The organism is Halorubrum wangae (assembly GCF_051194135.1).
In the GTDB taxonomy this organism is placed as follows: Archaea; Halobacteriota; Halobacteria; order Halobacteriales; family Haloferacaceae; genus Halorubrum.
Genome location: NZ_JBLZNH010000001.1, coordinates 426172 through 437637, shown reverse-complemented (window position 1 = coordinate 437637; position 11466 = coordinate 426172). Strand labels below are relative to the sequence as shown.

Below are 11466 nucleotides of genomic sequence, written 5' to 3'. Positions count from 1 at the left end.
CTCCACCGTACTGTCGACAATCGATGACAGACATCACGGAGGCTTCGTCGGATACCCCGGCGGATCGAGTTCTTCCAGGGCACGATAGCTTCTAACATCGAAATCGGTCCTGTACGGATCTTCGACACGACGTTACGAGACGGTGAACAGTCACCACGGACGTCGTTCAGCTACGACGAGAAACGCCGCATAGCGGCGACGCTGGACGACATGAACACCCACGTCATCGAGGCGGGGTTCCCGGTGAACTCGGACGCGGAGTTCGAGGCCGTGAGCGACATCGCCGCCGCGACGGACACCACCGTCTGCGGACTGGCGCGGGTCGTCGAGGGCGACATCGTCGCCGCGATAGACTCCGGCGTCGAGATGGTCCACGTGTTCGTCTCCACCAGCGACGTCCAGCTGGAGGATTCGATGCACGCGACCCGAGCGGAGGCGAAGGAACGCGCGGTCGACGCCGTCGAGCAGGTGAAAGACGCCGGCGTCGAGTGCATGTTCTCGCCGATGGACGCCACCCGGACGGACCCGGAGTACCTGACGGAGATCGTCGAGGCGGTCAGCGACGCCGGCACGGACTGGATCAACATTCCGGACACGTGCGGCGTGGCGATGCCGACGAGTTTCGGCAAGACCGTGAAGGCCGTCGTCGAGTCGACCGACGCTCGCGTCGACGTCCACACGCACGACGACTTCGGGATGGCCGCGGCAAACGCCATCATGGGATTCGAGAACGGCGCGGAGCAGGCGCAGGTGTCGGTCAACGGGATCGGCGAACGCGCAGGCAACGCGGCCTACGAAGAGGTCGTGATGGCCGTGGAATCGGTGTACGGCGTCGACACCGGCATCGACACCACCCAGATAACCAAGCTGGCGCGGATCGTCGAGGAGGCCTCGGACATCCCCGTGCCCGCGAACAAACCCATCACCGGACGGAACGCGTTCGCGCACGAATCGGGCATCCACGCCGCCGGCGTCATCGAGAACGCCGACACGTTCGAGACGGGCGTGATGACCCCGGAGATGGTCGGAGCCGAACGCGAGTTCGTGCTCGGGAAACACACCGGCACCCACAGCGTGCGCAAGCACCTGGTGGAGGCCGGGTTCGACCCGACGGACAGCGAGGTCCGGCGCCTCACCAAACGCGTCAAGGAGTACGGCGCCGGCAAGCGGCAGGTGACCGCCGGCGACGTCGAGCGATTCGCCGAGGAGGCCGACATCGACCGGGAGGAGGAGGTTCGGGTCTGATGGCCGCCCCCCTGGCCGGGAAGCCCGCCGAGCGGCCGCCGTGCGAATCGGCAGTCGCCCCCGCGAACCGGTTCGCTACGACCCGGTTCATCGGATCGGCGTCCCGACAGGGATTTATACCGCGGTTCCGTTGGTCAGGCCGAGATGCGACGGCACCCTGCGGCATCGACGACTGCCGACGTCGACGGAGCCGTCGCGCCGATCATCGTAGGGGTCTGAGCCCCTACATTACCCCTTCCTCATCGACTCGACGTACCGACGAACGCCGACAAGCGGGCCGCAGTCCGCGCGCGGTGTCGACGTTCGGACCGAACTTCCACGCGCCTGAGATACCACATCGAACACGACCACGACAATGAGCGACACAGCAGCACACTCACGAGAAGACGACCCCGAGGGCTCCGAGGAGCCGACAGAGGGAGCCGACGACGGCGCCCCCGACGCCGACGACGCGCCTGACGCGAGAGCGGTCTCGACCGGCGCAGAGTCGGTCGTCGCCGCCCTCGAAGCGGCCGGCGCGGAGACCGCCTTCGGCGTCCAGGGCGGGGCGATCATGCCCGTCTACGACGCGCTGTACAGTTCGTCGATCGACCACATCACCATGGCCCACGAGCAGGGCGCCGCCCACGCCGCTGACGCGTACGGCGTCGTGTCCGGGGAACCGGGCCTCTGCCTGGCGACGTCCGGCCCCGGAGCGACGAACCTCGTCACCGGGATTGCCGACGCCGACATGGACTCCGACGCGATGCTCGCGTTGACCGGACAGGTGCCGACCGAGTTCGTCGGCAACGACGCGTTCCAAGAGACGGACACCGTCGGCGTCACGCGGCCGATCACGAAGCACAACTACTTCGCGAACGGCGCCGATACCGTCGGTGACACCGTCGGCGAGGCGTTCGAACTGTCGCGCGTCGGCCGTCCGGGGCCGACGCTCGTTGACCTCCCGAAGGACGTCACGCAGGACGAGACCGATCGGACGCCCGGTCCGGCAGCGGCGCCGGCCGGCACCGACCCCGATCCGAGCGCCGACGCCGACGACGTCGAGGCGGCCGCGCGGGCCATCGAGGCGGCGGAGCGCCCGCTCTGTCTGTTCGGCGGTGGCGTGATCAAGGCCGAGGCGAGCGACGCCGCGCGGACGTTCGCGCGGACGAACGGTATCCCGGTGACGACGACGATGCCCGGGATCGGGTCGTACCCCGAGGACGACGACCTCTGCCTCTCGTGGGCCGGGATGCACGGCACCGGCTATGCGAACATGGCTATCACGCACACGGACTGCCTGATCGCGGTCGGTACCCGGTTCGACGACCGGCTGACCGGCGGCATCGACACGTTCGCGCCGGAGGCCGAGGTCGTCCACATCGACATCGACCCCGCCGAAATATCGAAGAACGTCCACGCGGACCACCCGCTGATCGGCGACGCCAAGCACGTTCTCGACCAGCTGACCGCGGCGATCCGAGACGCGCCGGACGCCGAAGCGTGGCGCGAGCGCTGCGCCGGGTGGAAGGAGACGTACCCACTCACGTACACGACGCCAGACGACGAGCCGTTGAAGCCGCAGTTCGTCGTTGAGGCGTTCGACGAGGCGACCGACGACGACACCATTGTGACGACGGGCGTCGGGCAACACCAGATGTGGGCCTCACAGTTCTGGACCTACACCGAGCCCCGGACGTGGGTTTCCTCGCACGGGTTGGGGACGATGGGATACGGCGTGCCCGCCGCGATCGGCGCGCGCGTCGCTGCGAACAACATGGGCGAGTCCGACCGCGACGTCGTCTGCTTCGACGGCGACGGCTCGTTCCTGATGACGATGCAGGAGCTGTCCGTGGCCGTTCGCGAGGACCTCGACCTGACCATCGCCGTGCTCAACAACGAGTACATCGGCATGGTGCGCCAGTGGCAGGACGCCTTCTACGAGGGACGTCACATGGCCTCCGACTACACGTGGATGCCCGAGTTCGACAAGCTCGCCGAGGCGTTCGGCGCCCTCGGGCTCCGCGTCGACGACTACGACGAGGTCGCCCCCGCGGTCGAGGAGGCCCTCGAGTACGACGGGCCAGCCGTGATTGACTTCCACGTCGACCCCGAGGAGAACGTCCTGCCGATGGTGCCGAGCGGCGGTGCGAACGGTAAGTTCGCCACCGCGGAGGACCAGCTATGAGCGGCGACTCCACCGCATCCGGTGGCGCGCCGGAGGCCGACTCGCGGCCCGCGCCGAGCGAGCAGCCCGCCCCAGAGGAGCGAACGCACCCGGAGGGACGCCGCAACCTCGAAGGGATCCGGATCGATCCCGTCGTCGAGGCGGAACACGAGTCGCGCCGCGCCGTCATCTCGGCGCTCGTCGAGGACGAGCCGGGCGTGCTCGCGCGCGTCTCGGGACTCGTCTCTCGACGCCAGTTCAACATCGAGAGTCTCACCGTCGGGCCGACGACCGTCGAGGGCCACTCGCGGATCACGATGGTCGTCGAGGAGACGGACCCCGGTATCGACCAGATCGAAAAGCAGATGGCGAAGCTGAAGCCGGTTATCTCGGTCGGCGAGGTGTCCGGCGACGCAGTGACGGCGGAGCTCGTCCTGCTGAAGGTCGAGGCCGACGACCCCGCGGCGGTCCACGCCGTTACCGAGATGTACGACGGACGGACGCTGGACGCCGGGCCGCGGACGATCACCGTCCAGCTGACGGGCGGCGAGAAACGGATCGACGACGCGCTCGACGCGTTCCGTCAGTTCGGCATCCTCGAGATTGCTCGGACGGGGCAGACCGCGCTCGCGCGCGGCGACACCCCGACGGCGCCCGGAGAGAAACCCGGAACGGCCGGCGAACCGACCACCCACGACGACTAACTACACACGACACATGACCGAAGAAGACACGCAGACGTTCGATTCGACAGTATACTACGACGACGACGCGAACGAGGAGGCGATCGCGCACAAGACCGTGGCCGTCCTCGGCTACGGTTCGCAGGGGCACGCCCACGCGCAGAACCTCTCCGACAGCGGGGTCGACGTGGTCGTCGGCCTCCGCGAGAGCAGTTCCTCGCGGGCCGCCGCCGAGAGCGACGGGCTCCGGGTCGCGAGCCCCGCGGATGCGGTCGCCGAGGCCGACATCGTGAGCGTCCTCGTCCCCGACACAGTCCAGCCGGACGTGTACGAGAACGCCATCGAGCCGAACCTGGAGGCGGGCGACACGCTCCAGTTCGCTCACGGGTTCAACATCCACTACAACCAGATCCAGCCGCCCGAGGACGTCGACGTGACGATGGTCGCGCCGAAGTCCCCCGGCCACCTCGTGCGCCGCAACTACGAGAACGACGAGGGGACCCCCGGACTGCTGGCCGTCTATCAGGACGCGACCGGCGACGCCCACGAGGAGGGCCTCGCGTACGCGGCCGCCATCGGCTGCACCCGCGCCGGCGTCGTCGAGACGTCGTTCCGCGAGGAGACGGAGACGGACCTCTTCGGCGAGCAGGCCGTCCTCTGCGGCGGCGTCACGTCCCTCGTGAAGCAGGGGTACGAGACCCTCGTCGACGCCGGCTACTCCCCGGAGATGGCGTACTTCGAGTGCCTCAACGAACTCAAGCTCATCGTCGACCTGATGTACGAGGACGGGCTCGGCGGCATGTGGGACTCCGTGTCCGACACCGCCGAGTACGGCGGGCTCACGCAGGGCGACGTCGTCGTCGACGAGCACGCCCGCGAGAACATGGAAGAAGTGCTCGAGAAGGTCCAGAACGGACAGTTCGCTCGCGAGTGGATCGCGGAGAATCAGGCGGGACGACCCTCCTACACGCAGCTGCGGACGGCCGAGAAGAACCACGAGATCGAGGCCGTCGGCGAGGAGCTTCGCGGCCTGTTCTCGTGGCAGGAGGACGACGAGGAAGACGAAGAGGAGTCGGCCGAGGTGACGGCCTGATGGGCGTCCGCGGCGACGCGAACCGGCCTCACGAGCACGCTCGGTCCACGCTCTGCGAGGGGGGATCCCGATGAGCGAGAGAACCCTGTACGACAAGGTGTGGGACCGGCACAAGGTGACGCGGCTGCCCACAGGACAGGACCAACTGTTCGTCGGGCTCCACCTCGTTCACGAGGTCACCAGCCCGCAGGCGTTCGGTATGCTGAGAGAGCGCGAGCAGGGCGTCGCGTTCCCGAAGCGCACGCACGCGACGGTCGACCACATCGTCCCGACCGGGAACCGCGACCGGCCCTACCGCGACGAGGCAGCCGAGAACATGATGGCGGAGTTGGAGGAGAACGTCCGTGGATCGGGCATCGACTTCTCCGATCCCGACTCCGGCAATCAGGGTATCGTCCACGTCATCGGGCCGGAGCAGGGGCTCACCCAACCGGGAATGACCATCGTCTGCGGCGACTCGCACACGTCGACGCACGGCGCGTTCGGCGCGCTGGCGTTCGGAATCGGGACGTCACAGATCCGAGACGTACTCGCGACCGGCTGCGTCGCGATGGAGAAGCAGAAGGTCCGTCGGATCGAAGTCACGGGCGAACTCGGTGAGGGGGTCACCGCGAAGGACGTCATCCTGACCATCATCGGGAAGCTCGGGACCGACGGCGGCGTCGGCTACGTGTACGAGTACGCCGGCGAGGCCATCGAGGACCTGGGGATGGAGGGACGGATGTCCATCTGTAACATGTCGATCGAAGGCGGTGCTCGCGCGGGGTACGTCAACCCCGACGAGACCACCTACGAGTGGCTGCGAGAGACGGACGCCTTCGCCGACGACCCCGAGAAGTTCGAGCGGCTGAAACCCTACTGGGAGTCGATCCGGACCGACGACGACGCCGAGTACGACGACGTGGTCACCATCGACGGGTCCGCCATCGAGCCGACGGTCACGTGGGGGACGACGCCCGGACAGACGGCCGGGATCACCGAACCGATCCCGGACCCCGACGATCTCCCCGAAGAGGACCGCGATACGGCGCGCCGCGCACAGAAACACATGCGGGTCGAGCCGGGCGACACGATGGAGGGATACAACATCGACGTGGCGTTCCTCGGATCGTGCACGAACGCGCGGCTCAAAGACCTTCGCGAGGCCGCGGCGTTCGTCGAGGGCCGCGAGGTCGACGACGACGTGCGCGCGATGGTCGTCCCCGGCAGCCAGCGCGTCCGCGACGCTGCCGAAGCCGAGGGGCTCGACGAGATATTCATCGAGGCCGGCTTCGACTGGCGCGAACCCGGCTGTTCGATGTGCCTCGGCATGAACGACGACCAACTGGTTGGCGACGAGGCGAGCGCCTCGTCCTCGAACCGGAACTTCGTCGGCCGGCAGGGCTCGAAGGACGGGCGCACCGTCCTGATGAGTCCGATCATGGTCGCGGCCGCGGCGGTGACCGGCGAGGTCACTGACGTCCGCGAGATGGAGGAGGTGGCGACCGTATGAGCTCTCCCGAGTTCAGCGACGGCGAGGCGCCGGCGGAGAAGGTCACGGAGGTGTCCGGTTCCGGGATCCCGATCCGGGGCAACGACATCGACACCGACCAGATCATCCCCGCCCGATTCATGAAGGTGGTCACCTTCGACGGGTTGGGTCAGTTCGCCTTCTTCGACCAGCGGTTCGACGACGACGACAACGAGAAGGACCACCCGTTCAACGAGGATCGGTACCAGGGTGCGAGCATTCTGGTCGCCAACGCCAACTTCGGTTGCGGCTCGTCGCGGGAACACGCCCCGCAGGCGCTGATGCGCTGGGGTATCGACGCGGTCGTCGGCGAGTCGTTCGCGGAGATCTTCGCGGGTAACTGCCTCGCGCTCGGTATTCCCACGGTCACGGCCGATCAGGCCGACATCGAGGCGCTGCAGGACTTCGTCGAAGCCAACCCGGACGCCGAGGTCGACATCGACGTGGCCGCGGAGACCATAACGTACGGCGACACCGTCGTCGACGCGACGGTCCACGACGCCCAGCGGAAGGCGCTCGTCGAGGGCGTCTGGGACACCACGGCGCTGATGGGCGCGAACGAGGGCGCGGTCCGCGAGACCGCTCGGTCGCTGCCGTACGTTCCGGCCGAGCACATCCCGGGGGACGAGGCGTGAGTCAAACGGTCGTCGTCATCGAGGGCGACGGGATCGGCCGCGAGGTCGTGCCCGCGGCCGTCGAAGTGTTGGAGGCGTTCGACCTCGACTTCGAGTTCGTCTCGGCCGACGCCGGTGACGCGACGAAGGAGGCGACCGGCGAGGCGCTGCCCGCGGAGACGTACGACCTCGCCGCCGACGCGGACGCGACGCTGTTCGGCGCGGCCGGCGAGACCGCCGCCGACGTCATCCTCCCGCTGCGCGACGCCGTCGACTCGTTCGTCAACGTGCGGCCCGCGAAGGCGTACCCCGGCGTCGACGCGCTCCGTCCGGAGACGGACGTCGTCTTCCTGCGCGAGAACACCGAGGGCGTCTACTCGGGCCACGAGAACCGGCTCTCCGACGACCTCTCGACGCTGACGCGAGTCGTCACCTCGTCGGCCTCCCGCGAACTGGCGGCGTTCGCATGCGAGTTCGTCGAAGACGGGCGGGGTCCCGCAGGCGGTCCCGAAGACGGGTTCACCGTCGCGCATAAGGCGAACGTGATGCGCGAGACGGACGGGCGGTTCCGCGACGAGGTGCTCTCGGTCGCCGCGGAGCACGGCGTCGACGCCGACGAGGAGCTGATGGACGCGTTCGCGACGAAGCTCCCGCTCGATCCGAGCCAGTACGGCGTGATCGTCTGCCCGAACCTCGCCGGCGACGTGCTCTCGGACCTGGCGGCCGGGCTCGTCGGTGGGCTCGGTCTGCTCCCGTCGGCTAACATCGGTCACGAGAACGCGCTGTTCGAGCCGGTCCACGGCACCGCGCCCGATATCGCCGGCGAGGGGATCGCGAATCCGACGGCGGCGGTTCTCTCGGGCGCCATGCTGTTGGAGTACCTCGGATACGTCGAGGAAGGCCAGCGCGTGCGCGACGCGGTGGAGGGCGTGCTCTCCGACGGCCCCCGCACCGGCGACCTCGGCGGCGACGCGACGACCGACGAGGTCACCGCGGCGATCGTCGACCGGCTGTAACGCCCCGAGAGACACGCTCTCTCACGACGGCCACGGGCAAACCACAAGAAACGAAACCCTGCGGCCCGTCAGGTCGAGTATGAGCAATTACGAAGTCGCTTTGGAAGCCGCCTGGTTGGTCCGCGATGTCAAGGAGACCGACGACGCCATCGGCGTCGCGGTCAGCGAAGCCGGCAAGCGACTCAACGAGACGGACAAGCAGTACGTCGAGGTCGAACCCGGCGTCACCGGCTGTCCGGCCTGCGGCGAGCCGTTCGACGCCGCGTTCCTCGCGGCCAACACGGCCCTCGTCGGACTCCTCTTGGAAATCGACATCTTCAACGCCGACAGCGAGGAGCACGCCGAGCGGATCGCGAAAAGCGAGATTGGCGGCGCGCTGCGGGACGTCCCGCTCGAAGTCATCGAAATCATCGAAACCGATGGCGACGAAGACGACGACGGCGAGTGAGACGCCGAAACCTTTTCTAATAACCCGGAGTTATTTGGCGTATGGAACTCCCGACGCCACAGGACCTCCGCGAGCGACGGACGACGCTGGAACTGACCCAGAGCGAGTTGGCCGACGCGGCTGACGTCTCGCAGCCGCTGATCGCGCGGATCGAGGGCGGTGACGTCGACCCCCGTCTCTCGACGCTCCGGCGGATCGTCAACGCGCTCCAAGAGGCGGAGGGCGAGGTCGTTCGCGCGACCGATCTGATGAACGAGACGGTGATCAGCGTCGCGCCCGACGACGCGGTGCGCGAGGCGGTCGACCTGATGGAGGAGGAGGCGTACTCGCAGCTACCGGTGCTCCAGAGCGGCGTGCCCGTCGGCTCGATCAGTCAGGGCGACGTGATCCACGCGGGCGAGAACGTCGGCGATCACCCGGTCAGCGAAGTGATGAGCGAGTCGTTCCCGACGGTCGCCCCCAGTGCGACCGTCGACGAGGTTCGGAACCTCCTGGACCACTACAAGGCCGTGATGGTCACCGACGGCGGCGAGACGGTCGGGATCATCACCGAGGCGGACATCGCCGCACACCTGTCGTAGCGGGCCACTCGTCGCGCTCCGTCCCATCACGGCCCGCGTCTTCGCGCTCCCGGCGCTCCCATATCTCCACACGGCCCGCGCCGTCCTCGATGTCCTCGATGGCGGCGAGTTGGTCGGCATCGCCGGTTCGCTCGCCTCAGCCCCCTCGTCCGCGGGACCGACCGCGTCGCTCGTGTCGCTGCCCTCGGCGACGTCCGCCTCCAGCAACTCGGGTCGCTCGCTCAGTACCCGCCGCTACGTCCCTCGCGATCAGAAGGTGGCGTTCACGAGTAACTCGAGCCGCCACTCGCGCGTATCGATGAAAATAGCCGGTAGTTCGCGCCGGCGCGTTACAGCTCCAGCCCGCGGATCGAGACGCTCGTCGCCGCGTCACCCTCGCTCTCCTCGACTCGCCCGATGACACGGCCGTCCGTCGCGGCCGCCAGCGATTCGGCGTCGTCGGGGTCGAGGGCCGCGACGAACCCGGTGCCCATGTTGAACGTGCGGTACATCTCCTCGTCCGGGACGTTCCCCTCGCTCTGGACGAACTCGAAGACGGGCTGAGGATCGAAGGCGTCCTCGATCTCGTACCGGTAGTCGCCGAGCCGCGTCAGGTTCGTCCACCCACCGCCGGTGACGTGGGCCGCGCCGTGCACGTCGTGTTCGCGCATGGGATCGAGCAGACCCGTGTAGATCCGAGTCGGCTCCAAGAGGGCCTCGCCGACCGTCTCGTACCCCTCGAACGGGCACGGGTCGGTGTACGCGTGATCCCGAGTGGCGGCCTCGCGGGCGAGCGTGAGACCGTTGGAGTGGATGCCCGAGGATCGCCAGCCGACGAGGGTGTCGCCCGATTCCGCCGTGCCGTCGAAGACGGCGCCCTTCGCGGCGAGCCCGGCGCAGGTTCCCGCGAGGTCGAGCCCCGAGATAACGTCCGGCATCACCGCCGTCTCGCCGCCGATGAGTTCCATGTCAGCGAGTTCGGCCCCGCGGGCGAGTCCGTCACCGACCTGCTCCGCGAATCGCTCGTCCGGCTCGTCGACCGCGAGGTAGTCGACGAAGGCGACGGGGCGGACGCCGGCGGCGACGAGGTCGTTGACGTTCATCGCGATGCAGTCGATGCCGACCGTCGAGTAGTCGCCGAGCGCCTCGGCGACGAGGAGTTTCGTCCCGACGCCGTCGGTCGCGAGCGCGAGGTACCGGTCACCGATGTCGAGGAGGCCGGCGTAGTCGCCCTCGGCCTCGCCGACCGCGCCGATCAGCGCCGCGGTCGCCGCCTCGCTCGCGTCGATGTCGACCCCCGCCTCGGCGTAGGTGAGTTCGTCGTCCGCGCTCGGTTCTCCCTCGTCGCCCCCGTCCGTCTCGCCGCCGTCGCCCTCGGTCATGTGTGTCGAGGGACGCCCGCGGAGCAAAAGCGCACCGTTCCCGCCAAGCAGTCGGGACCCGCGCGGCGGACCGCCGCCTGCCTCAGAACGGGCCGCCGAAGCCGAGTCCGCCGACGAAGACGAGCCCAACCGTGAGCAGGACGGAGACGACGAAGAAAACGACCCACACCGCCTTGCTCCAGTCGAACACGGTCTTCCCGTCGAGCGGACCGTACGGGATCAGGTTGAACGCGGCGAGGAAGACGTTGATCGCGATCCCGCGGGAGCCGATCAGGGTGATAACCGGACTTCCGACGACGGGACCGAGCAGGAGCACCGGGAGGAAGACCACGGTGAGGAGCAGGTTGACGACCGGCCCGGCGAGCGCGATGTGGCCGTGCTCTTTCGGCGTCAGCCGGCCGCGGTGGTGGACCGCGCCGGGCGCAGCGAAGATGAACCCGAGTAGCGAGCTCATGATGGCCAGGAACAGCATGCTGTTGTCGGCCCGGAACTCGGCCACCTGATCGTAGTGGACCGCGACGACTTTGTGCGCAATTTCGTGGAGGAGAAAGGCGACGCCCGCGGTGAGCAGGCCGACGAGCAGCGGCGGGAGAACGCCCGCTGCGACCAGCCGACCGAAGCCGGCGGTGCCGTTGACGAAGAAGAACGTGAAGGCGACGCCGAGCGCGAGCCACGCGACGAGCAGGTCACGGAGCTCCGTGCCGCTGAAGTAGAGGCCGGCGATTCGGCGGCCGCGGAAGGCAAAACTCATTTGCTCCCTCCTCGCGCG

General features: G+C 68.3%; 11 protein-coding genes. 9 read left to right on the top strand and 2 right to left on the bottom strand.

The window, feature by feature from the left end; all coding sequences use genetic code 11:
• Nucleotides 1–51 precede the first annotated feature (51 nt).
• The 9 genes from ACNS84_RS02240 to ACNS84_RS02200 all read left to right on the top strand — a co-directional run bounded on the left by ACNS84_RS02240 (nucleotide 52) and on the right by ACNS84_RS02200 (nucleotide 9336).
• Nucleotides 52–1245 (top strand): LeuA family protein, encoded by a 1194-nt coding sequence (locus ACNS84_RS02240; RefSeq protein WP_435073777.1) that lies wholly within the window; start codon nucleotides 52–54, stop codon nucleotides 1243–1245.
• A gap of 355 nt (nucleotides 1246–1600) precedes the next feature.
• Nucleotides 1601–3412 (top strand): biosynthetic-type acetolactate synthase large subunit, encoded by a 1812-nt coding sequence (gene ilvB / locus ACNS84_RS02235; RefSeq protein ID WP_435073218.1) that lies wholly within the window; start codon nucleotides 1601–1603, stop codon nucleotides 3410–3412.
• Nucleotides 3409–4095, top strand: a complete 687-nt coding sequence (gene ilvN, locus ACNS84_RS02230; RefSeq protein ID WP_435073217.1) for an acetolactate synthase small subunit — start codon at nucleotides 3409–3411, stop codon at nucleotides 4093–4095. The genes ilvB and ilvN overlap by 4 nt, the downstream gene beginning before the upstream one ends.
• Nucleotides 3995–5167 (top strand): ketol-acid reductoisomerase, encoded by a 1173-nt coding sequence (ilvC, locus tag ACNS84_RS02225; protein ID WP_435073216.1) that lies wholly within the window; start codon nucleotides 3995–3997, stop codon nucleotides 5165–5167. Before ilvN ends, ilvC begins: the two co-directional genes overlap by 101 nt.
• Nucleotides 5168–5237: 70 nt before the next feature.
• Nucleotides 5238–6659 (top strand): 3-isopropylmalate dehydratase large subunit, encoded by a 1422-nt coding sequence (gene leuC, locus ACNS84_RS02220; protein ID WP_435073215.1) that lies wholly within the window; start codon nucleotides 5238–5240, stop codon nucleotides 6657–6659.
• Complete coding sequence (leuD, locus tag ACNS84_RS02215; protein ID WP_435073214.1) at nucleotides 6656–7312, top strand: 3-isopropylmalate dehydratase small subunit; 657 nt, start codon at nucleotides 6656–6658, stop codon at nucleotides 7310–7312. Before leuC ends, leuD begins: the two co-directional genes overlap by 4 nt.
• On the top strand, nucleotides 7309–8307 hold the full coding sequence (locus ACNS84_RS02210) for an isocitrate/isopropylmalate family dehydrogenase (protein ID WP_435073213.1): 999 nt from the start codon (nucleotides 7309–7311) through the stop codon (nucleotides 8305–8307). The genes leuD and ACNS84_RS02210 overlap by 4 nt, the downstream gene beginning before the upstream one ends.
• Before the next feature lie 79 nt (nucleotides 8308–8386).
• Nucleotides 8387–8755: a DUF555 domain-containing protein gene (locus ACNS84_RS02205; protein ID WP_435073212.1), complete on the top strand. Its 369-nt coding sequence runs from the start codon at nucleotides 8387–8389 to the stop codon at nucleotides 8753–8755.
• A gap of 41 nt (nucleotides 8756–8796) precedes the next feature.
• Nucleotides 8797–9336: a CBS domain-containing protein gene (locus ACNS84_RS02200; protein WP_435073211.1), complete on the top strand. Its 540-nt coding sequence runs from the start codon at nucleotides 8797–8799 to the stop codon at nucleotides 9334–9336.
• Nucleotides 9337–9665: 329 nt separating this feature from the next.
• Here the strand turns inward: ACNS84_RS02200 and purM are convergent, their stop codons facing one another.
• Together purM and ACNS84_RS02190 are read right to left on the bottom strand one after the other, a co-directional pair.
• Nucleotides 9666–10697, bottom strand: a complete 1032-nt coding sequence (gene purM, locus ACNS84_RS02195; protein WP_435073210.1) for a phosphoribosylformylglycinamidine cyclo-ligase — start codon at nucleotides 10695–10697, stop codon at nucleotides 9666–9668.
• Nucleotides 10698–10779: 82 nt separating this feature from the next.
• The gene (locus ACNS84_RS02190) at nucleotides 10780–11448 is read right to left on the bottom strand and encodes a metalloprotease (protein WP_435073209.1); all 669 of its coding nucleotides are present in this window, start codon (nucleotides 11446–11448) and stop codon (nucleotides 10780–10782) included.
• Between the last annotated feature and the right edge of the window lie 18 nt (nucleotides 11449–11466).